24 protein-coding genes are annotated in these 23,811 nt (G+C 65.2%); 6 read left to right on the top strand and 18 right to left on the bottom strand.

Going from position 1 to position 23,811, the window contains the following annotated elements; genetic code table 11:
• Position 1 precedes the first annotated feature (1 nt).
• Complete coding sequence (locus tag L1787_RS15810) at positions 2-1,282, top strand: alpha/beta hydrolase family protein (protein WP_235709794.1); 1,281 nt, start codon at positions 2-4, stop codon at positions 1,280-1,282.
• 58 nt (positions 1,283-1,340) lie between these two features.
• Here the strand turns inward: L1787_RS15810 and L1787_RS15805 are convergent, their stop codons facing one another.
• Positions 1,341-1,841, bottom strand: coding sequence for a phosphoenolpyruvate hydrolase family protein (locus L1787_RS15805; RefSeq protein ID WP_235709793.1), 501 nt, complete (start codon positions 1,839-1,841; stop codon positions 1,341-1,343).
• 123 nt (positions 1,842-1,964) lie between these two features.
• On the opposite strand from L1787_RS15805, the gene L1787_RS15800 reads away from it, so the two are divergent.
• Genes L1787_RS15800 through L1787_RS15790 form a run of 3 tightly spaced genes read left to right on the top strand, consistent with a single transcriptional unit; the run spans position 1,965 to position 5,483 of the window.
• Positions 1,965-2,594, top strand: a complete 630-nt coding sequence (locus L1787_RS15800; RefSeq protein WP_235709792.1) for a cupin domain-containing protein — start codon at positions 1,965-1,967, stop codon at positions 2,592-2,594.
• Positions 2,594-3,661, top strand: coding sequence for a Gfo/Idh/MocA family protein (locus tag L1787_RS15795; RefSeq protein ID WP_235709791.1), 1,068 nt, complete (start codon positions 2,594-2,596; stop codon positions 3,659-3,661). The genes L1787_RS15800 and L1787_RS15795 overlap by 1 nt, the downstream gene beginning before the upstream one ends.
• Entirely contained in the window at positions 3,630-5,483 is a 1,854-nt protein-coding gene (locus L1787_RS15790) for a phosphoenolpyruvate hydrolase family protein (protein ID WP_255720536.1), read from the top strand. Before L1787_RS15795 ends, L1787_RS15790 begins: the two co-directional genes overlap by 32 nt.
• A gap of 9 nt (positions 5,484-5,492) precedes the next feature.
• On the opposite strand, the gene L1787_RS15785 is transcribed toward L1787_RS15790, so the two are convergent.
• The 12 genes from L1787_RS15785 to L1787_RS15730 form a co-directional block, all read right to left on the bottom strand.
• Positions 5,493-5,939 (bottom strand): SRPBCC family protein, encoded by a 447-nt coding sequence (locus tag L1787_RS15785; RefSeq protein WP_235709789.1) that lies wholly within the window; start codon positions 5,937-5,939, stop codon positions 5,493-5,495.
• Between the two features lie 35 nt (positions 5,940-5,974).
• On the bottom strand, positions 5,975-6,811 hold the full coding sequence (locus L1787_RS15780) for a phosphoenolpyruvate hydrolase family protein (RefSeq protein ID WP_235709788.1): 837 nt from the start codon (positions 6,809-6,811) through the stop codon (positions 5,975-5,977).
• Between the two features lies 1 nt (position 6,812).
• Positions 6,813-8,006 carry a Tm-1-like ATP-binding domain-containing protein gene (locus L1787_RS15775; protein ID WP_235709787.1) on the bottom strand — a complete coding sequence of 398 codons (1,194 nt, stop codon included), beginning with the start codon at positions 8,004-8,006 and terminating at the stop codon, positions 6,813-6,815.
• A 10-nt stretch (positions 8,007-8,016) separates the two neighbouring features.
• Positions 8,017-9,081: an ABC transporter ATP-binding protein gene (locus L1787_RS15770; protein ID WP_235709786.1), complete on the bottom strand. Its 1,065-nt coding sequence runs from the start codon at positions 9,079-9,081 to the stop codon at positions 8,017-8,019.
• 10 nt (positions 9,082-9,091) lie between these two features.
• Positions 9,092-9,835 carry a ThuA domain-containing protein gene (locus L1787_RS15765; protein ID WP_235709785.1) on the bottom strand — a complete coding sequence of 248 codons (744 nt, stop codon included), beginning with the start codon at positions 9,833-9,835 and terminating at the stop codon, positions 9,092-9,094.
• 34 nt (positions 9,836-9,869) lie between these two features.
• Positions 9,870-10,715: a carbohydrate ABC transporter permease gene (locus L1787_RS15760; RefSeq protein ID WP_235709784.1), complete on the bottom strand. Its 846-nt coding sequence runs from the start codon at positions 10,713-10,715 to the stop codon at positions 9,870-9,872.
• Complete coding sequence (locus L1787_RS15755) at positions 10,715-11,602, bottom strand: carbohydrate ABC transporter permease (RefSeq protein WP_235709783.1); 888 nt, start codon at positions 11,600-11,602, stop codon at positions 10,715-10,717. The genes L1787_RS15760 and L1787_RS15755 overlap by 1 nt, the downstream gene beginning before the upstream one ends.
• 196 nt (positions 11,603-11,798) lie before the next feature.
• Positions 11,799-12,908 (bottom strand): ABC transporter substrate-binding protein, encoded by a 1,110-nt coding sequence (locus tag L1787_RS15750; RefSeq protein WP_235709782.1) that lies wholly within the window; start codon positions 12,906-12,908, stop codon positions 11,799-11,801.
• Positions 12,909-13,278: 370 nt separating this feature from the next.
• A complete protein-coding gene (locus tag L1787_RS15745; RefSeq protein WP_235709781.1) occupies positions 13,279-14,016 on the bottom strand; it encodes a GntR family transcriptional regulator in 738 nt (245 codons plus the stop codon).
• A 21-nt stretch (positions 14,017-14,037) separates the two neighbouring features.
• Complete coding sequence (locus L1787_RS15740) at positions 14,038-14,925, bottom strand: ABC transporter permease (protein WP_235709780.1); 888 nt, start codon at positions 14,923-14,925, stop codon at positions 14,038-14,040.
• A complete protein-coding gene (locus tag L1787_RS15735; protein ID WP_235709779.1) occupies positions 14,922-15,728 on the bottom strand; it encodes an ABC transporter ATP-binding protein in 807 nt (268 codons plus the stop codon). The genes L1787_RS15740 and L1787_RS15735 overlap by 4 nt, the downstream gene beginning before the upstream one ends.
• Complete coding sequence (locus tag L1787_RS15730) at positions 15,728-16,645, bottom strand: ABC transporter substrate-binding protein (protein WP_235709778.1); 918 nt, start codon at positions 16,643-16,645, stop codon at positions 15,728-15,730. Before L1787_RS15730 ends, L1787_RS15735 begins: the two co-directional genes overlap by 1 nt.
• Position 16,646: 1 nt before the next feature.
• On the opposite strand from L1787_RS15730, the gene L1787_RS15725 reads away from it, so the two are divergent.
• Both L1787_RS15725 and L1787_RS15720 read left to right on the top strand, forming a co-directional pair.
• Positions 16,647-16,892 carry a hypothetical protein gene (locus tag L1787_RS15725; RefSeq protein ID WP_235709777.1) on the top strand — a complete coding sequence of 82 codons (246 nt, stop codon included), beginning with the start codon at positions 16,647-16,649 and terminating at the stop codon, positions 16,890-16,892.
• Positions 16,893-16,907: 15 nt separating this feature from the next.
• Positions 16,908-17,627, top strand: coding sequence for a fumarylacetoacetate hydrolase family protein (locus L1787_RS15720; protein WP_235709776.1), 720 nt, complete (start codon positions 16,908-16,910; stop codon positions 17,625-17,627).
• Between the two features lie 141 nt (positions 17,628-17,768).
• On the opposite strand, the gene L1787_RS15715 is transcribed toward L1787_RS15720, so the two are convergent.
• From L1787_RS15715 to L1787_RS15695, 5 genes are all read right to left on the bottom strand, one after another.
• A complete protein-coding gene (locus tag L1787_RS15715; protein WP_235709775.1) occupies positions 17,769-18,881 on the bottom strand; it encodes an ABC transporter ATP-binding protein in 1,113 nt (370 codons plus the stop codon).
• Complete coding sequence (locus L1787_RS15710; RefSeq protein ID WP_235709774.1) at positions 18,868-20,415, bottom strand: DUF5060 domain-containing protein; 1,548 nt, start codon at positions 20,413-20,415, stop codon at positions 18,868-18,870. The genes L1787_RS15715 and L1787_RS15710 overlap by 14 nt, the downstream gene beginning before the upstream one ends.
• A 35-nt stretch (positions 20,416-20,450) precedes the next feature.
• Positions 20,451-21,326 carry a carbohydrate ABC transporter permease gene (locus tag L1787_RS15705; protein ID WP_235709773.1) on the bottom strand — a complete coding sequence of 292 codons (876 nt, stop codon included), beginning with the start codon at positions 21,324-21,326 and terminating at the stop codon, positions 20,451-20,453.
• A complete protein-coding gene (locus tag L1787_RS15700) occupies positions 21,323-22,219 on the bottom strand; it encodes a carbohydrate ABC transporter permease (RefSeq protein WP_235709772.1) in 897 nt (298 codons plus the stop codon). Before L1787_RS15700 ends, L1787_RS15705 begins: the two co-directional genes overlap by 4 nt.
• A gap of 77 nt (positions 22,220-22,296) precedes the next feature.
• On the bottom strand, positions 22,297-23,538 hold the full coding sequence (locus tag L1787_RS15695; RefSeq protein WP_235709771.1) for an ABC transporter substrate-binding protein: 1,242 nt from the start codon (positions 23,536-23,538) through the stop codon (positions 22,297-22,299).
• Positions 23,539-23,811: the final 273 nt, after the last annotated feature.

Here is a 23,811-nt window from a genome sequence, read left to right as displayed (position 1 = left end):
TTTGACGTTCGTCGACCTGGCGCAAGCCGCCTATGAGCCCAATTCGCTTCCGAACGTTCCCGGCACCGCCCCGGCGGGATGGAACACATTGGTCGGCGAAGATTTAGGATATGTCGGCAATATTACCGACGGGTTCTTTCGAGGAAATTACTTTATCTCGGGCTACCAGTCCTATTTCAGCGCCGCCGCGCGGGTCATGGAACAGGACGGCACGCTCGTGGTGTCGTTCCAGGGCACCGAAAGCCTTCTCGAAACGGTGCTCTATCCGCAGATCGACGGCAACGACGAGTATATCCAGAACTTCGATGCGCTGCTCGAAGCCGTCGCGGCCTATGCGGCGGACGAAGGCAACGACATCGATACCATCTGGATCACCGGCCATAGTCTCGGCGCGGGCGCGGTCGCCCAGCTGCGCAATGTCTCGGCGACGGAGTATGGCGGCGCGTTCGACGACGCGGTGTATGTGTCGTTCGCCAACCCGGAGTTCTTTCCCGATGACGTCGGCATTCTCAATATCGGCTACGAGAATGACGATGTGTTCAAGTCGGAGGAGCCCGGCAAGCCGGACTATGCGACGGCCACCAACAACATCGTCTATTATGACGCGTCATATGTCTTCCCGACACCGCAGGCCGGGCAGACGGCGCTCGAAATCGCGGACCTCGCCGTCAACCTTCTCCTCGTCCATAACATTCCAAACTATATCAACGGCATCACGCAGATCCTCGGATCGGAATTCTACGACGAGATGACGCGCGATTCCGTGGTCGTCGTGGATGATTTCATCGGAACGGTGCGGGCCTCCACCGTCACCGATCATCTGGGCGCCGATATTTACTTCATCGGCAGCGACGATGACGACCGGATCGTCGCGGGCACAGGCAACGATTCCCTCGAAGGGTTCGACGGCAACGACGTGCTGGTCGGCGGCGGCGGGGACGATTGGCTTCTCGGCGGAGCGGGGAACGATCTCATCTTCGGGCAGAGCGGCCAGGATGTCATGAACGGAGGTGCCGGGGACGACACGATGTATGGCGGCCGCGGCGCCGATGTCGTCGTCTTCGACTTCTCGGCCCCGATCGGCGACGACACGGTCTATTTCAACCCGTTCCAGGACACTCTCGTGATCGAGAATTCGGGCCTGACCGAGCTTGAGGTCGCGCTTGCCTATGACGGCGGCTTCGGCTTCGGCGTGTTCGATTTCGGCGAGGCCGGCTCGATCACGTTGATCGGCCCCGGAATGGCGATCGGCTTCGATCCGGGCGACGTGATCCTCCTCTGATCCACCTTGCCGCTCGACCGGAATTGCGGCCGGGCGGCGATCGGCGCGCGTTGGCCGCTTACTTCAGGATCGACAAGGCGCCTGACGGCTCGCACATGAGGACGGTGTCGAAGCCGCCTTGCTCGGCGCGCGACAGCATGGCCCGATCGGTCACGACGGCAGCGGTCGCAAGGCCCATGGCGGCGGCTTCGGTGAGGCCGTCGAGCTCGCGGTCGAGCCCGACCCGGAGCGCTTCGAGGTCGCCGAGGACCGGGCCGGCGAAGGTCGCGACGGTCGGAAGGTTGGCGATCCCGCCGATCCCGGCATCGATGACCGCTTGCAGGACTTTGCGCCGTTGGCGGAACGGATCGACGAGGCAGACGCCCGCGAAATCCGGGCGCGTCGGCGCGGCCGAGAAGGCGGCGCCTTCGAGCGCCTCGAGCAAGACGGCATTTGCGTCGTGGACCGGCAATATCGCGAGCCAAGGTGCGATCGCGTCGGGCAATCCGGCGAGCGCCGGGCAATAGATCGCAAGGTCGTCCACCGCACGGGCCGGTGGCCAATGCGCGGTGAGGACCACGGTGCGCTCCGCTTGCGCGCTTTGCCCAAAATTACCCATAGCCCGCCGCCGTGCTATTTCCTCATCACCGTGCCCACGGCAAACGGGATAGCAACCCAATAACGAGAACCGCAAGGGGAGGACATGGGTACGATATTCCGTCAGGGCGAGACTCCGCCCGCATGGTGCGGGCTGCGCGGGTTTCGCATCGTCGACCTTCCCTCCGGTGGTGATGTCGCGGTCGAGATCGCGGCTCCGCGTGGCCGTGTCCTCGTCACGTCGGGAACGGTTCAGCTTCGCAGCGCCGATCGCTCGCAGGTCCTGAAAGAGGCGCAATTCTTCGATCTTGCGCCATCGAAATGTGTCTTGAGCGCGCCGGGCCCGGCCGCGCAGGCCGTCGTCCTCGAAGGCGACTGGGGCGAGGAGATGGGCGGGTGCGGGATCTTCCGCGTCGCCGAGGAGGCGAACCCGTCCGATCATGGCGATCCCGTCGCCTATCCGAAGAAAACCCGCGTCGACGCGCATTATCACGACTGTGACGAATACTGGATCCTTCTTGAAGGGCGCGGCCGTGTCGTCGTCGGTCCGACCAGCGCGGAGATGCGGCCCGGCGACTGTCTCGCCATCGGAATGGGCCATCATCACGACATGCCGGAAGCGCCGGAGGCGGTGAAAGCGGTGTTCTTCGAGACGACGCTCGAAGGCCGCAAACGCGTCGGGCACCTGTGGACGCACACTCACGGCACAGCAATTCCCCAGGAGGAGCGGGTCTGATGGCTCGAAAACGTCTCATTCATGTCGGCGTCGGCGTGTTCGGCCGCCGCTGGTGTTCCGAATTCTTGTCCGCGAACGTGGCCGACGGCACGGTCGAGGTGGTCGCCGTCGTCGACACGGACCCGCAGGCCCTCGCGCTCGGCGCGCGGCTGCTCGGACTGCCGGAGAGCAAATGTTATACCGATCCCGCGAAGGCCTTCGCTGAGGTCGAGGCGGATTTCTGCACCGTCGTGGTCCCGCCCAACCACCACGAGACGGTCATCGACCATGCGATCGCGGCAGGCGTCGACATCCTGTGCGAAAAGCCGATCGCCGATACCATGGAGGGCTCGGTCCGGATCGCGCGCAAGGTGCGGGAGGCGGGTCGGAAGATGGCCGTCACCATGAGCCATCGCTTCGACCAGGACAAGACGACGCTTCGGTCGGTCGTCCGCTCCGGCAAGCTCGGCAAGGTGAACCTCGTCTCCTGCCGCTATATGGCCGACCTTCGCAAGCACATGGCCTGGGGCGCCTTGTTCCGTCACACGATGGCCGACCCGCTGCTCATCGAGGGAGCCGTCCATCATCTCGATCTCGTCGCCGATTTCGCGGGCGCGCCCTGCAAGACGCTCTTCGCCTCCACCTGGAAGCCTGACTGGGCCGAGTATGCCGGCGACACCGACGGCATCGTCTCGATGGTGTTCGAGAATGGCGTGCGCGGCGTTTACGAGGGCTCCTCCTCGGCCGCGGTCGGGATGAACGACTGGACGCGCGAATATGTGCGGGTCGAGTGCGAGGAGGGGACGGCGATCCTGTCCAACCGCGAGGTCGAGATCTTCCAGCGGCAGGATCTCGTGCGCCAGAGGAGCCGGGAAGGGGCGGGGCAGAAGCTCCAGCTCATCACCCAGCCTAAGTGGCTCAACACGTGGCTGATCGAGAAATTCTGCGCCTGGCTCGATGGCGGCCCCGCGATGGAGACCGAAGTGTCGGTGAACCTTCAGTCGACGGCGCTGATTTTCGCCGCGATCGAAAGCCAGCGCACCGGCGCGGCGATCGATGTCCAGGATTATATCAGCCGCAGTGCGTGAGGTGGATCCCGCACCGGTCCGACCGGAAACGGCGGAGCGGTGCGAGCCGCCGATCGAACGGCCGTCTGCCCGCCTTCTGCGACGCCGGCAGGATCTGCTGCTCGGTGCGGCCATCGGAACGGGGATGGCTGCGAACTTCGCGATTCGGGGGGGCGCGGATCTCCTGATCGCCATCAATGCCGGGCGTTTGCGATCGATGGGCGAGCCCTCGCTCACCGCGATGTTGCCGTTCGGCGAGTCGAACGCCTTCGTGCGCGATTTTGCCGTGCGCGAGATCCTGCCTCGCGCCATCGTGCCGGTGGTGTTCGGCGCCTGCGTTTTCGATCCGCGCCAGTCGATCGAGGCGATCGTCGCGCGTGCGAAGGCCGACGGGTTCGCCGGGCTCACCAATTTCCCCACCGCCACGATGGTCACCGGCCGCTTTCGCGACGTGCTCGAAGAGAACGGGCTCGGCTTTGCGCGCGAGCTCGATCTCCTCGCCGCGGCGCGTGATGTCGGCCTTCTCACCATCGCCTATACCCACGATCCGGCCGAGGCGGAGGCGGCGGCGCGGCGCGGCGTCGATGCCGTCAATATCGGCCTCGGCTGGAACCAGGGTGGTGCGCGGGGGCTCGAGCTGCTCGCGGACGTCGAGGCGGCGGCGCTGCATGTCAGCAAGGTGGCGCGCAAAGTCCGCTCGATCGCACCGGAAGCGGTGTGCATGGTCGAGGGGGGCCCGATCGTGAGCCCCAAGCATCTCGAAGCGCTGTGCCGGATCACGAGCATCGACGGTTATATCGGCGGCTCGACGATCGACCGCGTGCCGCTCGAAAGCGCGATCGAGGCCACGACGGCGAGCTTTAAGACGATCGAACGCATCCGGTCGCGCACGGAGCCGACGGCACGCGCCTCGGCCGCCGTGCCGCCGGCCCTCGTCGGCAGCTCTGCCGAGGCCCGTGAGGCGCGGGCGGTCCTCCAGCGCCTTGCCGGAGCCGACGTGCCGATCTTGCTTCTGGCTCGCCCGGAGCAGGGTGTGCAGGATATCGCGGAGCATCTCCACGCGCTTTCCCGCCGGCGTGTCCGGCACCTCCTGTCGCTTCATCTATCGGGAAAGGATCCGACGGCTCAGCGCGTGGCCCTTTTCGGGGCGGCCACCGGAGCCGCGCCGGGGGCCGAGAAGGCGCAGCTCGGCTTCGTCGATGTCGGGGCGAGCTCGACCCTCTTGGTCCACGAGATCGCGAGTGCGACGCTCGATATCGTCCGCGAGCTCGCCGACGTCGCGACGGAGCGGCGCGTCCGTCCGCTCGGCGACGCCGCGGCGCACGATGTCGACGTCCGTGTGATCGTCGCGACGGACCCGCACGCGGAAAACGCCGCGAGTGTGCAAATCGCCTTGGAGGCGGCGGGCTTTGCGACGTTCGAGGTGCCGCCTCTCTTGCGCCGGCAGGAGGATCTACCGGCGGTGATCGAGGCGGTCCTGCGCAAGGTGCGCGTCCGTTTGAGGCGGCCCGATCTCGCGCTCGAAGGCGGCGCGCACCGGATCCTCGCCGATCACCAGTGGCTGGGAGACGTGATGGAGCTGCAGCGGGAGATCGAGCAGGCGGCCCTTCGCGCCGAAGCAAAGCTGATCACGGTGCCGGAGCTGTCCGCCCTGATCGGGCAGGGCGGGGCCGCCCGTCCCGTCAGCGCGTTCGGTTCGGAGCGCGAATGGATCCTCGACGCGCTCCGCCGCAATCGTTTTCGCCGCGGCGCGACCGCCGACTTTCTCGGCATTTCCCGCAAGACCCTCTACAACCGGATGCGCCGTCTCGGTCTCGACACCCGCTCCGGCCGGGAGGCGTGAGCGCGGCGGTCATGTCCGCCGCGCGTGCACCGCCTTTTCGAGCGCGGCGATACCGGCCGCGAACGTGTTGCGCCCGACCTGTTCGCGGATCGTCGGCTCGTCCTCCGGCGACACGTCGAAGTTGGCGTACCATTCGACGAACGATTGGCCGCTTTCCGTCACCGGCATCACATGGAAGGTCGCGACATAATTCGCGATCGGCATCGGCGAGACGATGATCTCGTAGGTGAACGAGCGCTGGCGGTCGGAGAACTCGATCAATCGTTCGCGCAGATGCCCGCCATTGGTGAGCGTGAAATTGCGCACGCAGCCGACCGTGTCGGACGCAAGCCCGTCCTCGATCGTGCTCTCGGCGATCAAGGGGTGCCATTCGTCGTGACCATTATAATCCCGCGCATAAGCCCACACCTCGTCGGCCGGCGCGTCGATGATGCCACTCACATAAACGGTCGCCATGCGGCGTTCTCCCGGTTTTGTCGTTGATCGTGCAGCTATTGGGCGAGCGAAATCGCCTTGAAGCGCTTCGTCTGCTCGACGAGCGCGACCTCGGTCGGCAGACGCTCCATGCTGGATGCGCCGTAAAAGCCGTGACAATTGCGGCAGTCGCGCAAGACCCGCTCGGCATCCTCCGGCGAGGAGATCGGCCCGCCATGGCACAGGACGAGGACATCGGGCCGCGCGGCAAGCGCCGCATCGGCGATCGCGCCGACTTTGGCGGAGGCTTCCGCGAGTGTCATCGCCGTCTCCGCCCCGATCGAGCCGCCGGTGGTGAGACCCATATGGGCGACGATGATGTCGGCCCCCGCGGCCGCCATCGCGCGCGCCTGGTCCTCGTCGAAAACGTAGGGGGTGGTGAGGAGATCCTTCCGGGCGGCGAGGGCGACGAGCTCGATCTCCTTGTCGTAGCCCATCCCGGTTTCTTCGAGATTGGCGCGGAAGACCCCGTCGATCAGCCCGACGGTCGGGAAATTCTGGATCCCGGCGAACCCGGCCGCGCGGACGAGCTCCAGGAACTGATCGAAATTGCAGAACGGGTCGGTGCCGTTGACGCCGGCGAGCACCGGGGTGGATTTCACGACGGGAAGAACCTCCCGCGCCATTTCGAGCACGATCTCGTTGGCGTTGCCGAAGGCGAGCATACCGGCGAGGGAGCCGCGGCCCGCCATGCGATAACGGCCGGAATTATAGATCACGATGAGGTCGATGCCGCCGGCCTCCTCGCACTTGGCGGACAGTCCGGTGCCCGCGCCGCCGCCGACAATGGGCACGCCCTCCGCCGCCATGGCGTGAAACCGGGCGAGGAGGTCGGATCTCTTGAAGCTGAGCATGTCAGCGGCCTTTCAGATTCGCTTGAAACGCGTCGGCGAGCGCGGTGGCGAACGCCGGGTCGTTGATGTGATGGGGAAGGCGGCGAAGCGTGTGATCGGCGCGGCTCTCGAAACCGCGTTCGAGCGCCTCGAAGAGCGCGGCGTCGGCCTCGGGATCCCAGAAGGGTTGACCCGGCGCATCGAGCGCCGAGACGCCTTTTTCCGGGATGAGGAAGGTGACGGGGCCGATGAACCGGTTGAGCCGTTCGGCGATGAAGCGGCCGAACGCGGCGTTCTCCTCCGCCGTTGTCCGCATCAGTGTGATCTGCGGGTTGTGCTCGTAGAGGAGGCGGCCCGCGAATGCGGCGGGGACGCTGTCGCGCGCGCCAAAATTCACCATGTCGAGCGCGCCGCAGGAGCCGACATAGGCAAGGCCCGTCGGCGCGAGGGACGACAGCCGCTCCTCCCAGGCCGGCATGATGCCGCCGACGATCCGGTCGGCGATCTCGGTGGTGGAGACGTCGATGATGCCGTCGACAAGACCGGAGGTCGCGAGCTTTTCCATCGACTGCCCGCCGGTTCCTGTCGCATGGAAGACGAGGCAGTCGAACTGGTTCGCGAGCTGGTCGACGACGGCCGTCACGCACGCCGTCGTGACGCCGAACATCGTAATGCCGAGGGCGGGCCGGTCGTCCGCCGCCGTGTCCGGTGCGCGACGCACCATTCCGGCGATCGCCCCCGCGGCGTTGGCGAGCACGGTGCGGGAGATGCGGTTGATCCCGGCGACGTCGGTGACCGAGTACATCATCGTGATGTCGCTGGCGCCGACATAGGGCGCAGTGTTTCCCGATGCGACGGTCGAGACCATGAGCTTCGGCAGGCCGACCGGAAGCGCTCGCATCGCGCGGGTGACGAGGGCCGTGCCGCCCGATCCGCCGAGGCCGATCACCCCCGCGACGTCGCCCGCCGCGTGACGCGCCGTGATGTGGGCCTCGAGCGCCTCCGCCATCGCGGCGACCGCGCTGCCGCGCTCGCCGGTAAAGACCGCGCGGGCTCCCTCGGGGTGAGCCTGCGCGACGATGCGCGAGGAGGGCGTCGGCGTCGTCGACACGTCGACGATCTCAGCCTCGAGCCCCTCTTCGGCGATCCGGGATCGGACGAACTCGAGCTCGGCCCCCTTCGTGTCGGCAGTGCCGACGACGAGAATGCTCGGCATTGGGAACTCCTCAGAGACGTCGGCCGCTGTCGCGGTCGAAGAGGTGAACGTGTTCGAGATCCGGCACCAGCGGGATCCGCTCGCCAGCCCTATAGGGTCGGCGTTCGCGCAGCGCGGCAGTGACGTCGTCATTGCCGAGACGGGCGACGACATGGATCTCCGCCCCCGTCGGCTCGACGAGGACGATCTCGGCGTCCGTCCCGCCGGCGTCGGAAAGGAGGTGCTCCGGGCGGATCCCATAGACGGCCGGACGGCCGTCGGAGGCCGCGGGCGCGGTCGGCAAAGGAAGACGCGCCCCGCCATCGACCTCGAACTCCGCCCGGTCGCCGCCCGCGCGGATCGTGCCGTTGAGGAAGTTCATCGACGGCGAGCCGAGAAAGCCGGCGACGAAGAGGTTGGCCGGCCGGTCATAAAGCTCGAGCGGCTCGCCGATCTGCTCGACCACCCCGTCGTGCATGACGACGATCTTGTCGGCCATCGTCATCGCCTCGATCTGGTCGTGCGTGACATAGACGATGGTGGTGCGCAGCCGCTGATGAAGCGCCTTGATCTCCGAGCGCATCGAGACGCGCAGCTTGGCGTCGAGGTTCGAGAGGGGCTCGTCGAACAGGAAGACCTTCGGATCGCGTACGATGGCGCGGCCCATCGCGACGCGCTGGCGCTGGCCGCCGGACAGCTCGCGCGGATAACGCGCCAGGAGGTCGCCGAGGCCGAGAATGCCGGCCGCCCCGCTCGCCGCCTCATGCATCGTCTCGCGCGAAGCGCCCTTGAGGCGGAGCGAAAAGGCCATGTTCTCGGCGACGCTCATGTGCGGATAGAGCGCGTAATTCTGGAACACCATCGCGATGTCCCGCGCCTTCGGCGGCAAGCGGTTCACGGTGCGGCCGTCGATCGAAATATCGCCGGAGGTCACGCTTTCGAGGCCGGCGATCATGCGCAACAAGGTGGACTTGCCGCAGCCCGACGGGCCGACGAGGACGACGAATTCGCCGTCCTCGATGTCGATATCGACACCGTGCAGGACCTCGACATGACCGAACGCCTTGCGCACATCGCGAATATTGACGGGTGCCATGTCAGTTCTCCTAGGCCGCGCCGGACGCAAGGGGGCTCAGCGGATCGCGGCGCACATTGGCGAAGGGGTCGGCGATCGCGTCCGGCCGTGCCCAGCCGACGGCGTTGGCGATGACGCGGCGGACGTGGGCGTCGTGATAGGTCGGGAAGGTCTCGTGACCGGGCTGGAAGTAGAAGATCCGGCCGCGGCCGCGCGTATAGCAACAGCCGCTGCGGAACACCTCGCCCCCCTCGAACCAGCTCAGAAAGACAAGCTCGTCGGGCTCGGGAATTTCGAACACCTCGCCGTACATCTCCTCCTGCGCGATCTCGAAATAACGGCCGAGCCCGGCCGCGATCGGATGCTCGGGCTTGACCACCCAGACCCGTTCCCGCTCCCCGTCGGCCCGCCAATTGAGCGAGCACGGCGTCCCCATCAAGCGCTTGAAAACCTTGGAGTAGTGCCCCGAATGGAGGACGATGAGCCCCATTCCCCGCTGGACCCGCTCCACGACGCGCGTCGCCACAGCGTCCGACACGGCGTCGTGATGGCGATGGCCCCACCAGAGGAGAACATCGGTCTCGGCAAGGCGCGCCTCCGCGAGGCCGTGCTCCGGTTCGTCGAGCGTCGCGGTCCCGACGGAGGCATAGCCCGCCTCGGTGAGGGCTGCGGCGAGGACGGTGTGGATCCCCTCGCCATAATGGGCGGCGACGGCCGGGTTCTCTCGCTCGTGGCGGAACTCGTTCCACACCAGGATACGCGGTTCGTTCGTCATCGGGGTGCTCCGAAGGCTATCGCGGTGCGACGGATCATTTGAGCGCCCCGCTGGTGAGGCCGGACACGATGCGCCGCTGCAAAAGGAGGAAGATGAGAAGGACGGGCGTCACGAAGACGGAGGCGAACGCCATGACCCGGTGCCAATCGGCGTACTCTGCGCCGACGAATTGATAGATTCCGACCGGCGCGGGCTGGAGTTCGGCCCGTGTCAGCAACGTCAGCGGATAAACGAACTCGCCATAGGCCATCACGAAGGTGAGGGCGGCGACGACGAGAACGCCCACTCGGACCATCGGAAACACCACCAGGCGGAAGGACTGGAGGCGCGACGCGCCGTCGATGAAGGCGGCCTCTTCGAGGGCGAACGGCACTTGCGCGAAGATCGGCCGGAGGAAGACGAGGGCAAAGCCCAGCGTCTTCGTCGTCGTCGCGAGGACGACGGCGAGATGGGTGTTGAGGAGGCCGAGCTCGCGGAAGATCACGAACATCGGCGTCGCGAGCAGCGCCTCCGGAAAAGTCTGCAACACGACCACGGTGACGAGTGCGACGTCGACCGCGCGCGATCGGATCCGGCTCATGGCGTAGGCGCCGAGCGAGCCGAGGACGATCGTGAGAGCCATCGTCGAGACCGCGATGATCAGCGAGTTGCGCAGGTAACGGCCGACGTGCTCCTGCGTGAAGATCCAGACGAACGAGCTCAGTGTTCCGTTTTCTGGAAACATCGTCGGCGGATCGGCGAAGATTTCCGACGAGGTTTTGAACGCGGAAATGTACATCCAATAGACGGGGAAGAGATAAAGCCCGACGAGTGCGATGCCGATCAGGGTCAGCGTGCTGCCGCGCAGGCCGAAACCCTCCGAAGGTGCGGTGGCGCTCATCACATGGCCTTTTCGTGACGGATCGTGCGCACATAAAGAAGCGCGACGATGAAGACGACGACGAAGGAGAAGGTCGCGACCGCCGACCCGCCGCCGAAGCGGAACTGCTCGAAGGAGAGCTGGTAGGAGTAGAGCGGCAGGACGTTGCTCGCATCGATCGGCCCGCCTTGGGACAGGGCCCAGATGAGGTCGAAGGCGCGCATCGTGTAGACGGTCGCGAGACACGCGACGGCGAGGAGCGTCGCCTTCAGCATCGGCAGGGTGACGAAGCGGAAGCGCTGGATCGCACCGGCACCGTCGAGCGAGGCGGCCTCGTAGAGTTCGCGCGGGATGTTGGCGATCCCGGCCGACAGGAGCAGCATGATGAAGGGCGTCCCGAACCAGATGTTCGCGGCGATCACGGCGGCGAGGACGATGTCGGGATTGGACAGCCAGTAGATCGGCCCGTCCGACAGTCCGATGCTCTCCAGCACATAGTTGATGAGGCCGTAATCGGCCGCATACATCCACTTCCACAGCGCGCCGATCACCAATGGCGGCAACATCCAGGCGGCGAGGAAGAGGCCGCGCATATAACGCGCGCCGGGAAAGCGGTTCTCGAAATAGAGCGCGATCGCGAGGCCGAACGCGATCTGCAGCACCACGTTCACCGTGACGAAGATGACCGAGTTGCGCACCACGAGCCGGAAGCGCTCGTTCGCGATCAACTCGACATAGTTGCCGAGGCCGACAAAGGGGCGGTCCCAGGTGGCGAGGTTCCCGAGCGTCACGTCCTGAACGCTCATGACGAGATTGTAGACCACCGGATAGCCGACGAACGCGACCATGTAGCCGACGGGCAAGATGAGAAAGAGCCACAATATCGCGGCATCGCGACGGGTTTGCATGAGGATTACCTTCGTGGCGGAACGCGGCGATCGCGGCCCGCGCGGCGATGCCGGACGGACCATGGGTGGCGCTCGGGCGATTGCCCGGGTGCCACCCGCCATCGGCGGAAGCGCTTGCGGGCCTCGGGCGAATTCGGGTTTGCCCGACGGCCGCCGATTGCGGTCGGGACCGCTTACCGGCGGCGCTTGGCGCGGATCAGAGCGGCGTTTCTTGCAGGATCGGATTGATCGTCGCGGCGGCCGAATCGAGCGCATCCTGCGCGCTTTTGCGGCCGGTCAACGCCTCCTGGATCGCAATCTGCAACGCTTTGGAGATCTCCGGCCAGCGCGGGTGCGGGCCGCGCGGGATCGCGGTCTGAAGTTGCTCGTTGAAGGTCGCGAACGCCTCCGGCCAACGCGGGTCGGGCACCGTGATGTCGGTGCGCGGCGGCAGGCGGCCCGTGTCCCAACCGTTCTGCAGCACGTCCTGGCGGCTCATGAACTCGATGAACTCGAACGCACCGTCGACATTCTCCGCACCGGCCGGGATCGCCCAGTTGTAGCCGCCGAGAGCGGAGGCGCGGATGTTCTTGTCGGCCTTGACCGGGAGGAGGGCGAGCGACCAATCGAAGTCGGCCTCCTGCTCGATCCGCGGCAATTCCCACGGCCCGCTGATCGCCATCGCCGCGTTGCCGGCCATGAAGGTGTTGGCCGCCTCGTACTGGCGCATGTTGACGACATCGGGCGAGGCCGATCCACTCTCGACGAGATCGACCCAGAATTGCAGCGCCTCGACCGCCTCCGGGGAATTGATGTTATCGAGGCTGCCACCGGCCTGGTAGAGGAAGGGCAGCCACTGGAAGGGGCCTTCCTCGCTCATGATGGCGGAGAAGGCGATGCCGTTCACGCCGTCGCCGGCAAGCGTTTGCGCGGCGTCGCGCAATTCGTCCCACGTGGCGGGCGGGCTTTCCGGGTCGAGACCCGCTTCGCGGAACATGTCCTTGTTGTAGTAAACGCCGATCGTGTTCGCGTCGCGCGGCACGCCGTAGATCTGGTCACGCCAAACATTGGACCGCCACGGCCCTTCGACGTAGACCTCCGGGTCGATATTCTCCGACTCGGAAACGAGATCGGTGAGATCCTCGAGAGCGCCTTGCGCGGCGAGGCTGACGAGAACCGGATTGTCGACGGTGATGAGGTCGGGAACGTCACCCGTCGCGACCGCCTTGATGAGCTCGGTCTGCAACTGCACGAACGGCAGAACGCGCGGTTCGATACGGTATTCGTCCTGGCTCGCATTGTAGTCTTTGATCGCCTGGTGGATCATGTCCGTCTCGATATTGAAGACATGCCACAGGTCGACCGTCGTTTGAGCCGTTGCGGGGGCGCTCAGGCACGCAACGAGCGCAGAGGCACAAAGTAGCCGTCGGCGAAGCATCGTATTCCTCCCATTGCCCGATTTTCGGGTTTCGTGGCCGACCCACGTGTGGGGGGCGGCACGCCAACCTGATGCCGTTGCCGGAACCGCAACAAGCGCGGCGATGGGAAGTTTGGGTCATTTTGGGTAATGGGCCGGATCGCCCATGCCCCCGCGTGGGCCGCCATGGCCGAAATGGCCGCAACGACCGCCGCGAGCGAGCGGGCGGCCGTCCCGGACCATGGTTGGTGTCGACGGAAGGAGGGCGCGGGGCGAGCCGTCAGTCTTTGCGGACGAGGCCCGCGATCGAGCCGGTGAGTTCGGCAAGGCCGGCGCTCGGCCCACCGCCCGCAAGCTCGTCACGCTCGAAGAGATCCTCGATGACTTCGAGCGTGTGGGTATAGTGACGCGTCAGACAGTCGCTCGCTTCACCCGGGGTGCCGTTGAGGACGGTCTTCATCAGCGCCTCGTGCTCGGCGAGACCGTCGCGGGGCGCCTTCCGAAAGGCGTTCGAGAACGAGATATAGCGGGCCGCGTGGTCCGCGAGGATGTCGCAAAAGTCGATCAGCCAGGGGGAGCCGCAATTGGCGATCAGCGCTCTGTGAAAGTTGCGGTGCGCGTCTTCCCATTCCTCGCGCGCCGTCTCGCGCGCGGCGCGAGAGACCCGCGACAGACGATGAAAGGCGACGACGATGGCCTCTTCCCAGAGGTCGTCCCGGCGGCGCATCGATTCGGCGAGAACGTGACCCTCGAGGAAGCAGCGCGTGCGGGCGAGGACGCGCCAATCGTCGAGCGCCACGGGGGGGACCGTATAGCCCCGCTGCTCGTGCCGCTCCACGAGCCGTTCCGACGACAGGCGCGAGAGCGCCTCGCGCACGGCGTTGCTGCCGACATCGTACTTCGCCGCGATACCGTCGATGCGCAGCTTGGCGCCGGGCGCATAGGCGCCGTGGATGATGTCGGCGCGCACCTTCTGGTAAATCGTGGTCGCGCGGGTGGTCTTGTCCGTCTGTGACATGCTCCGTCGGATCCTGGTGACTTATGATCTCGCCTTCGCGCGCCCGTGGGAGGAGCGGTGCCAGAAGACGAACTTGTACTGCATCCAGGAGACGAGGCCGAACATCAACAGCCCGAGCAGGCTGAGATAGATGATCAGCGAAAAAACGCGCGAGGTGTCGAGTTGCGCGGCCGCGACGCGGATCAGCTCGCCGAAGCCGCGTCCGCCGCCGAGGAACTCGCCGGCGATCGCGCCGGAGACGACGCCGATGGCGGCGATCTTGAGGCCGGTGAAGAAGTGCGGCAGGCCGGTCGGGATTTTGAGCTCGATCAGCGTCTGCCAACGTGAGGCGCCGATGCTGCGAAAGAGCATCCGCGCATTCTCGTCGGCCGCATGGAGGCCCGCCGCCGTCGACACCACGATGGGGAAGACTGCGATGAACGCCGCGAGCGCCACCTTGGAGGCGATCCCGAAGCCAAGCCAGGCGACGAAGAGCGGCGCGAAGGCGAGCTTCGGCATCGTGTCGATGGCGACGATATAGGGCATCACGGCCCGTTCCCCGATCGAGGTTTCGCCGACGATGACGCCGAGCGTGACGCCGATGACGACGGCCCAGACGAAGCCCCAGATGACCTCCTGCGCCGTCACCCAGAAGGCCGGAAGCGTGTAGCCGCCCGAGATCAGATTCTGGCCGACGAAAAGCACGTCCTCGAACGTTGCGACGGGGCCGGGCAGGATCAGCGGAGAGACGATCCCGATCGAGGTCACGAGTTGCCACACGCCGAGAAAGAACACGAGGAGGATGGTCATCGCGATCCAGCGCGGCACCAGTGAGCCGAGCGAGACGTGCTCGGTCCAGACGGTGTCTTCCATCTCCTCGAAGGCGGTTCGTTCCTCGAGAACGGGTTCGGCCGGCGACAGCTCGCTCACAGGAAGGCTCCCTTGTCGAGAAGGTTGCGGATCTCGCTGACGTGCGCGCCGAAAGCCGGCAACGTCGCCATGTCGAGGGTGCGGGGGCGGGGCAGGTCGATCTCGATCGAGCGGACGATGCGGCCGGGCCGCGCCGACATCACGTGGACGACGTCGGACAGGATGACCGCCTCGGCGATCGAATGGGTGACGAGGAAGGCGGAGGCGCTGCGCTCCAGGCAGATCCGCTGCAGCTCCATATTCATGAAGTCGCGGGTGATCTCGTCGAGGGCGCTGAACGGCTCGTCGAGGAGGAGCATTTGCGGCTCCGTGACGAGCATGCGGCAGATCGCGGCCCGCTGGGCCATGCCGCCCGATAGCTGGGCCGGGTAGGCGTCCTCGAAGCCCTTGAGGCCGACGAGTTCGAGGAGAGCGACCGCCCGCTCCCGCGCGGCGAAAGCGGCGCGCTTGCCCTCGCGGATCTTGATCGGGAGGAGGATGTTCTGCAGCGTCGTCCGCCAGGGAAACAGCGTCGCCTGCTGGAACATCATGCCGATATCGGGGCGTGCGCCCTTCACCGGCGTCCCGGACAGGACGACGCGGCCTTTGGTCGGCGGCGTCAGGCCGGCCATGATCTTGAGGAGGGTGGACTTGCCGCAACCGGATGAGCCGATGACGGAGTGGAATTCCCCCTCACGCACCGTAAGGCTCACACCCTCGAGGGCACGAACCTCGCCGTCGGCATAGGTCTTCGAGACGTTCGCCAGTTGATAAACCGGCTTTGGCCGGGTCGAGGACCCGGCCATCGCAGTCGCGCTTGCCATCAATCGGCGTTCCACGCTTCGATGAGCGCGTTGGAATAGGCGGCCTCGAGATTGTCCATCGGGGCGTCGAGATCGCCGGCATTGACGAGTGTATCATGCCATTGCTGCCAGGCTTCCGGGGCCTGATAGCCGAAGCCCTTGTCGGGATCGAGCGGGCTCGTGAGGTTGAAATAGACGTCGAGAAGGGCGTCCGCGAATTCCATGTCTTCGAGCTGCTGGGGATTGCCGAGCTTGGCGTGCTCCAGCGTGGCCGCCCGGTTCGCCGGATCCATGCCGAACTTCATCCCCTTCACGAGCGCCCGTCCGAAGCGGGTGAGGATGTCCTGGTTGTTCTCGAAATACTCGGTCGTGACCGCGTAGCCGTTGCCGAAATAAGACTGGAATTTCGGCGGGGTGAGGATGCGCAGCGGAATGCCGCGAAGCTGAAGGGTCGCAACGCCCGCCGTGTCGGAGGCATAGGCGTCGATCGAATTCTGCATGAAGCCGGCGACCGCCATGCCGCCTTCACCGACGGTGATGAAGGAGTAATCCTCGCCCTCGGTCATCCCGGCATCGTCGAGGATGGAGCGCACGAAGGCGACCTCCGCACCGTCCGCGGTGCCGACGCCGATGACCTTGCCCTTGAGGTCGGTCGGGGACTGATAGTCGGACGCTTCCGGGACGACCAGGTTGAACTGGCTCCGGGCGAAGTAATTGTAGATGTAAACGATCTCGGCGCCGTTCTCGACGGCGTTGAGGACCGGGCCGGGCCCCGGATGGCCGAGCTGGGCCTGACCGGACAGAAGCGCCTGGATCACCTGCGCGGAGCCGTTCACGCTCTGCGGAATGATCTCAAGGCCCTCCTCCTCGAAGTATCCTTCGCCCATGGCGTTGTAGAGGCCGAAGTAACCCAGGCCACCCGGGCTCGGGAGGGCCAAGGTGAGCTCGGTCAAGTCTTGCGTGAGTCCCGATGAAGTCGACGACATGACGAGCGGCAACGCCGCAATGGCGGCAAAAATAGTCCGGCGTCCAAACATTCAGCACCCTCTCGGCTGTATTGCTTTGCATCAGCATGCACCGCCGGTCGCCGCTGTCAACGAAAATTCATTATCGTCAGAGCATCATCAAAAAATGCAGATTCTTCTGGACGAGGGCCATTTGATGAATATTCTACGCGCCAGCTAGGATTTGGGATTGACGATGACATCCGATGGTACGCTGGCCGTTGCGGCCCCCGTTCGCCCGACATTGCCCATCGTGGGGTCGAGCGATCGGTTTCCGGTGCGCCGGATCTACTGTGTCGGCCGCAATTATGTGGCGCATGTGCGCGAGATGGGCGGCGACGAGACCCGCGATTTTCCGCTGATCTTCCAAAAGCCCGCCGACGCGGTGGTCCAGGACGGGGGCACGGTTCCCTATCCGCCGGGCACCGACAATCTCCACTATGAGCTGGAGCTGATGGTCGCCATGAAGTCCGGCGGCTACATGATCACGCCGGAGGATGCGCTGTCGCACATCTACGGATACGGCATCTGCATCGACATGACCCGCCGTACGGTGCTCGGCTCGCCTGACGCGCCGCGCCTGCCGTGGGAATTGAAGAAGGCGTTCGACCATTCCGCCCCGTGCGGTCCGGTCTATCCGGTGGAGACCGTGGGACATCCCGCGAGCGGCTCGATCCGCCTCGAGGTCGATGGCGCGGTCCGGCAGGATTCGGACCTCAATCTGATGATCTGGCGCACGCCGGAGATCATCGCCACGCTGTCGCGCTATTATTCGTTGGAGCCGGGCGACATCATCATGACCGGTACGCCCTCAGGCGTCGGGCCGGTGGTGCCGGGCAACACGCTCGTCGGCACGATCGAAGGCCTCGGCAGCCTCACCGTCACGATCGGCGAGCCGATCGTCGCCGCCGCCTGAGACCCGCGCAACCGCCCGTCGGTTATACGGCGGCGCGGATCGCACATGATGTGGCGGGGGAGGGTCCCCGCCACCGCATCGGGCGGTTCCGGTCCGGCGTCCGGCTGCGTCCGAGGGATGGCGCGGCGGGGCGGGACCACGTCATTGCACGGCGCGCTGGCTTCTTGCCGCGAGTTCCAGGACCGATCCCGCCGCGTCGATGCGCTGCTCGGTTTCGGGATCGAAATAATGTGCCGACGGGACGGCGAAGGAGAGGGGGATGATGTCGTCCGGGCCCTCTTCGACGCGGCCTTGGACGACGCAGGTCACATCCGTGTCGCCGACGCGGGCGACAATGTGCGTGTCCGCCCCCGTCGGCTCCGTCACGACGATCCGCGCCGGCGTCCCGCGCACCGGGTCGATCGTGACCTCCTGGGGGCGAACGCCGAGCACGATCTCGCCGCGCGCCTCGGGCCGAGAGGCGAGCACGATGCGGTCTCCGCCGGGCAGCACGAGCGCCGGCTCCTCGCCCTCCGCCAACGTTCCCTTGAGGAAATTCATCGACGGTGAGCCGAGGAAGCGGGCGACGAACATATTCTCCGGCCGATCATAGAGCTCCAGCGGCGTGCCCATCTGTTCGATGATGCCGGCGCGCAGGACGACGATGCGATCGGCCATCGTCATCGCCTCGATCTGATCGTGCGTGACATAGACGATCGTGGAGCCGAGGCGCCGGTGGAGCGCCTTGATCTCGGCCCGCATCTGCACCCGCAAATTCGCATCGAGGTTCGATAGCGGCTCGTCGAAGAGGAAGACGGCCGGATCGCGGACGATGGCGCGGCCCATCGCAACGCGCTGGCGCTGGCCGCCGGAAAGCTGCGCGGGCTTGCGCGACAGGAGCGGCGTGAGGCCCAGAATCTCGGCCGTCTCCTCCACCTTCGTGCGGATCTGCGGCTTCTTGAGCCCGGCCATCTCCAGGGAGAAGCCGAGATTTTGCGCCACGGTCATCTGCGGATAGAGCGCATAATTCTGGAAGACCATCGCGATATCGCGATCCTTCGGCGGCAGGTTGTTGACCACCCGGTCGCCGATCGAGATCCGCCCGCCTGAGATCTCCTCGAGCCCTGCGATCATCCGCAGGAGTGTGGACTTGCCGCACCCGGATGGACCGACGAGGATGACGAACTCGCCATCCTCGATCGCCATCGATATGCCGTGAATGACATCCACCGAGCCATAGGACTTGCGGACGTCGGCGATCTCAACCGTTGCCATGGCCGGTTTCCTTCCCAGTGCGGCGCGGGCGAACGCGCAGCGCGAGATATGGCTTGCCGGGCAACTCGACCCCGAACGCTGCGCCCGACACATTGCTGACCGTGCCGCCGCCGGAGATCCGCTGGCTGTGGACGCGCGGGTTCGGCCCCTTCGGAAGCGGCGTCACGGTCATGTTCCAAACGTCGATGAGGTCGATCTCGTAGTCGCCGTCGTCCTCCGGCAGGCCGACATCCCATTGCAGCGGCTGATGCTCCGACCAGTAGATGAAGCGCGTGTCGCCGTCGGTCGACATGGCGACGCGTCGGCTGACGCGGCTCGTCGTCGTCGACACCGGCGTCAGTCCGTCGATGATGGAGTCTTCCATGATTTCGCGGATGAAGGCGATCCGAGCGACGGATTGGCCTTCGAGCGTGCCGCCCTTGGCCCACCACAGGACATCGTCATCCCGCATGAAGGTCTCGCCGTGGCCGATATAGCCGCCGCGCACCATCGTGATCCAATAGCGGTTGACGAGCTCGTGCGGTTCGCAATTGCCCCAATGTTTCGGGACGTTGCCTTCATATTCCGGCTCGTCGTTGATGACCGGCTTGCCGTACTCCTCGCGCCATTCGGCGGTCTTCTTCACCTCCCAGTTCTGGATGCAGCAATGGTCCACCCAGGGGCGGCGGTGATTGTAGCTCTTCGCCGGATCGCCATTGTGGATCGACTTCAGATGCTGGGACGGATCGTTCTCCTCGATGATCCTGAAGAAGGTGTCCCAACGCTCCATCGGCTTGGTGTCGAGGAGGAAGTCGTATTCGTTGGCGAGCGACCACCACACGTTCCGATAGGCCGCGAGACGGGCCACGAGATAGCGCAGATAGCGGTTGTCCTGCTCTTCGGTCATCGTGCAGTACCCCCACCGATCGTAGGGGTGGAAAATGATGATGTCGGCCTCGATGCCCATCTCGGCGAGCGTGCCGACCTGGTTCTCGAAGTGGCGGAACGCCTCGAAGCCGGGCCGATCCATGTCGTGCGTCCCGTCGGCCTTCTTCTCGAACACGTCGTGGAGGGGATCGTTGGTGTTGTAGATATAATCCTTCGGGAAGACGCCCATGCGCACCTTGTTGAAGGGAGCGGTCTTCAGCGTCTCCAGCGTTTGTTCCTGGAGGTCGAGCGGCTGGTGGGTCCAGGCGTAACAGGTGGTGCCGAAGGGCAGGTAGACCGTGCCGTCTTCATAGGCGAAATGGAACTGATTGTGGACGCGCACCGGGCCGCGCACGCCGGGCCGCGCCGGGCCGCAAACAAAGGTTCCGCTGGCGCCGTCGAGCGCGGCGACGTCCGAGGTCGTCGAGAAGTGCCATTCGCCCTCCGTGTCGGGGGAGAAGCGGACCTTGTAGACGCCGTTCCCATCGTAAAAGCCGGGCACCGTCAGCGTGCGGTTGCCGTGTCGGAACACGGCGCCGACGGTCACGTCGAGGTAGGGATTGCCCTCCGCCGGTCCTTGCATCGTATGTTCGAAGATATCCCAGCGGGCGACAGTAGCGTTCGTCATGGAAGTGTGGTCCTCGGTTCGGTTGGACGCGATCTTCAGCCCTTGAGGGCGCCGGAGGTGAGGCCGCTCACGAAGTATCGTTGGAAGATCAGGTAGACGATCATGGCGGGCAGCACGGTCATCACGATGGCCGCGTTGAGTTGTCCGTAATCGCTCGAGAATTGGCCTTGGAACGACATCAGCCCGAGCGGCAGCGTCCACATGGCGCTGTCCTGCAGGATCACGAGTGCCATGGCGAACTCGTTCCAGGTGTTGACGAAGTCCAGGATCAGGAGCGCTGCCAGCACCGGCAGCGAGATGGGCAGGAAGATCCGGCGGAAGACGGTGATGTGGGAGGCGCCGTCGATCAAAGCGGCCTCCGACAGCTCCTTCGGCACGGCGCGGAAGAAACCTTGCAGGATGAACACCTGGTAGGGCACGCCGAATGCGAGATAGGGCAGAATGATGCCGACATAGGTGTCGATGAGGCCGAGCCCGTTCACGAGCGTGAAGAGCGGCGCGAGCATGACCTGGAAGGGGATCATCGTGCCGAACAGGACGAAGAGCACCAGCGCCTTGTTCCACCGGAGGCGGATCCGGGCGAGGGCGTAGGCGGCCATCGCCGAGATCAGCAGCCCGAGCGGCACCTTCACGAACGAGATGATGGTGCTGTTGATGAGCGTGCGGCCGAAATCGCCGTTGCGCCAGGCTCCCTCGAAGTTCGGCCAGTGGACCGACGCCGGCGGGGCGAAGGCGCTCGACGACATTACCTCCGCATTCGACTTCAGCGACGTGAAGAAGATGAAGACGAACGGCGCGATCCAGATGAGGGCGATCACCACCAAGGTGATCCACAGCGCGATCAGCAGCGGATCACGGCGTTTCGCGGGGACGATCTCGTCGGCCGGGCGGGTGGTCGTGACAGCGGTCATGGCCGGCCCTCCTCACGTTGCGTCCAGCGCAGATACGGCACGACGATCAGAAGCGTGATCACGAGCAGCGTCACGGAGATCGCACCGCCGCGGCCGAAATCGAAGATCTGCATGGCTTGGGTGAACGCCCAGAGGGCGAGCATCTGCGTCGACTGGGCGGGGCCGCCCTGGGTCATGCCGTAGATGATGTCGAACGCCTTCAGGGAATTGATGATCGACAGCACAAGGACGATGGTGAGGACAGGCTTCAGCGCCGGCAACGTCACATGGCGGAACACACGCCAACGGTTCGCGCCGTCAATGTGCGCCGCCTCGACGAGGGAGCGGTCGACGCTTTGCAGCCCCGCGAGGAACAGCACCATGGAAAAGCCGACGGATTGCCACGTGTAGGCGACGAACACCGAATAAAGGGCGATCGTCCGGTCCCCGAGCCAGTCGCGGATGAGCCATTCGAGCCCGGCATTGGTGAGGAGTTGATTGAACAGCCCGAAGAATGGGTCGTACATCCACCGCCACATGGTGGCGACCGCGATCGGGGCGATGATCACGGGCAAGTAATAGACGACGCGCAGCGCGCCCCGTCCGAACAGGCGTTCATTGAGGCCGAGGGCCAGCAAGAGGCCGATGACCGGCGGGAAGATGACCGACAGCACCGTCCACAAAATCGTGTTGCGGAATGCGACCCAATAGACGGGATCCCGCAAGAAGATATGCTCGTAATTGGCGAGCCCGACAAACGTTCGGGCATCGGACAGCCCATCCCATCGTTGCACGCTGAGGACGATGACGTTGATCATCGGCCATATGGCAAACACCGTGTAGACGATGAGCGCCGGTGCAAGCAGAATGAGCGCGTGCGCGCGCGGCGTCTGCAGAAGGCGCGGGTTCAGCATCGCGAAATCCGTTGGCATGGCCGCATGCGGCCGGGGCGGACGGCAGGACGCGCCCCGCACTGCGGGGCGCGCGTGGCTCAGTCTCGGTTGTCGATGAACGTCGCCATCGCGTCGGCCGCCTCGGCGGGCGTCAGGTCACCGGTCGCCACCTGGTTGATGACGCGGAAATATTCGGTGGTGACATCGAGCGGAAAGGCTTGGTCGCCATTCACAAACGTGCCCGGCGCTTCTTCGAGCAACGTGAGCCATGTGTTGTAAAGCTCGTTGTCGCTGCCGGGATCGACCTCGACATTGACCGGAAGCGCACCGAATGCACCCTTGATCTGGCTCTGATATTCCGCGCCGGTGAACATGTCGATGAACGCCATGGCGAGCTCGGGATTCTGCGTCTTGGAGGAGACGTAGAGATATTCGGCGAAGCCGTAGAGGCGGCCGGACGGAGTCGGGAACTTGAACAGCCCATAATCGTCGAGATCAGCGCCGGCCTCGACGAGGGTGTTCACCTGGGAATCGGTCTCGAGAACCATCGCCGCCCGCTGGCCGACGAAGAGGGAGAAGGCCTGCTTGTTGTCGATACCCATGAACGGGGAGAGGATGTAGTTGTTCGCCCACATTTCGAGCTCGGCAAACGATTCCTCTGCGCACGGGGTTTCGCGCCAATCGAGCTGCATCTCCATCAACGCATCGTGCGTTTCGGCATCGCAGACCGCCTCGAGGATGTTGTCCATCAGCCGCATCAGATGCCAGTTGACGGTCCCGCCGAAGGCGAAGGCGGGGATGCCGGCTTCCTTGAGTGCCTCGGCGGCTGCGACGAGTTCTTCGTAACTCTGCGGCTCTTCGGTGATGCCGGCCTTCTCGAAGGCCCGCTTGTCGTACATCACGGCTTCGCCGGTAAACCGGAAGGGGACGCCGTGCATGCCGTCCCCGAACTGGTCGACGAAGGCAAGGGCAGGCGTCGAGAAGCGGTCCGCGAGGTCGGTGCCCTCATAATATTCGGTAAGGTCGCGGCTCAGTCCGGCGAGGACATATTCGCCGCCGAGGCCACGGCCGGCCCAGCTCAGATAGATGTCCGGTCCCCGGTCCGAGCCCGCCGACACGCGCAGTGCGGTCTTGTGCTCGTCGGTCCCGCGCATCGTGATCTCGACATTCGTGCCGGGATTCTTCTCCTCGAACGCCGCGGCCGCGCCGCGAAGCGCGTTGCGCTGGGCGTCGCTATTATAGGAAATCGACCAAACATTGAGATCTTGAGCAGACGCGGTCGTCGCAAGCGCAAGGACGCATCCGCTCGCCACCATCGTGGCGATCGTCAGTCTCGACATTGTTTCCTCCCGTCCGAACTCGCGTCGGATATATCAATTGGCGTCGCTTGTATAAAAGCAGTGTGGCTTCTCGCAGCGTTGCAGTCGGAAGGTTTGCGCGCATGGGCCTAACTGTCAACTGGTATAACAACTTACATTCCACGATGCGGATAAATGAGCTGTGATCCGTCGAGGCCGGGCGTGCTGCCCGGTGGCGGTGCAATCTCTATGCGCTGGGAGGATCCGTGGCGACAAAGCGATGTCGCGCGATCGGTGCGGTCGCCAATTGGGCGA

This window comes from Acuticoccus kalidii (assembly GCF_021556395.1).
In the GTDB taxonomy this organism is placed as follows: Bacteria; Pseudomonadota; Alphaproteobacteria; order Rhizobiales; family Amorphaceae; genus Acuticoccus; species Acuticoccus kalidii.
Note: the sequence above shows the minus strand (reverse complement) of the source record. Positions and strands in the feature narration are given on the sequence as shown.

Bases quoted from the DNA above. Each gene is read 5' to 3' on its own strand.
- L1787_RS15800 (WP_235709792.1), top strand. From the start codon at position 1,965: ATGGGTACGATATTCCGTCAGGGCGAGACTCCGCCCGCATGGTGCGGG.
- L1787_RS15735 (WP_235709779.1), bottom strand. From the start codon at position 15,728: ATGGCAAGCGCGACTGCGATGGCCGGGTCCTCGACCCGGCCAAAGCCG.
- L1787_RS15750 (WP_235709782.1), bottom strand. From the start codon at position 12,908: ATGATCCACCAGGCGATCAAAGACTACAATGCGAGCCAGGACGAATAC.
- L1787_RS15790 (WP_255720536.1), top strand. From the start codon at position 3,630: ATGTCCAGGATTATATCAGCCGCAGTGCGTGAGGTGGATCCCGCACCG.
- L1787_RS15715 (WP_235709775.1), bottom strand. From the start codon at position 18,881: ATGGCAACGGTTGAGATCGCCGACGTCCGCAAGTCCTATGGCTCGGTG.
- L1787_RS15755 (WP_235709783.1), bottom strand. From the start codon at position 11,602: ATGCAAACCCGTCGCGATGCCGCGATATTGTGGCTCTTTCTCATCTTG.
- L1787_RS15765 (WP_235709785.1), bottom strand. From the start codon at position 9,835: ATGACGAACGAACCGCGTATCCTGGTGTGGAACGAGTTCCGCCACGAG.
- L1787_RS15705 (WP_235709773.1), bottom strand. From the start codon at position 21,326: ATGACCGCTGTCACGACCACCCGCCCGGCCGACGAGATCGTCCCCGCG.
- L1787_RS15780 (WP_235709788.1), bottom strand. From the start codon at position 6,811: ATGCTCAGCTTCAAGAGATCCGACCTCCTCGCCCGGTTTCACGCCATG.
- L1787_RS15770 (WP_235709786.1), bottom strand. From the start codon at position 9,081: ATGGCACCCGTCAATATTCGCGATGTGCGCAAGGCGTTCGGTCATGTC.
- L1787_RS15795 (WP_235709791.1), top strand. From the start codon at position 2,594: ATGGCTCGAAAACGTCTCATTCATGTCGGCGTCGGCGTGTTCGGCCGC.
- L1787_RS15760 (WP_235709784.1), bottom strand. From the start codon at position 10,715: ATGAGCGCCACCGCACCTTCGGAGGGTTTCGGCCTGCGCGGCAGCACG.
- L1787_RS15720 (WP_235709776.1), top strand. From the start codon at position 16,908: ATGACATCCGATGGTACGCTGGCCGTTGCGGCCCCCGTTCGCCCGACA.
- L1787_RS15745 (WP_235709781.1), bottom strand. From the start codon at position 14,016: ATGTCACAGACGGACAAGACCACCCGCGCGACCACGATTTACCAGAAG.
- L1787_RS15710 (WP_235709774.1), bottom strand. From the start codon at position 20,415: ATGACGAACGCTACTGTCGCCCGCTGGGATATCTTCGAACATACGATG.
- L1787_RS15695 (WP_235709771.1), bottom strand. From the start codon at position 23,538: ATGTCGAGACTGACGATCGCCACGATGGTGGCGAGCGGATGCGTCCTT.
- L1787_RS15775 (WP_235709787.1), bottom strand. From the start codon at position 8,006: ATGCCGAGCATTCTCGTCGTCGGCACTGCCGACACGAAGGGGGCCGAG.
- L1787_RS15700 (WP_235709772.1), bottom strand. From the start codon at position 22,219: ATGCTGAACCCGCGCCTTCTGCAGACGCCGCGCGCGCACGCGCTCATT.
- L1787_RS15785 (WP_235709789.1), bottom strand. From the start codon at position 5,939: ATGGCGACCGTTTATGTGAGTGGCATCATCGACGCGCCGGCCGACGAG.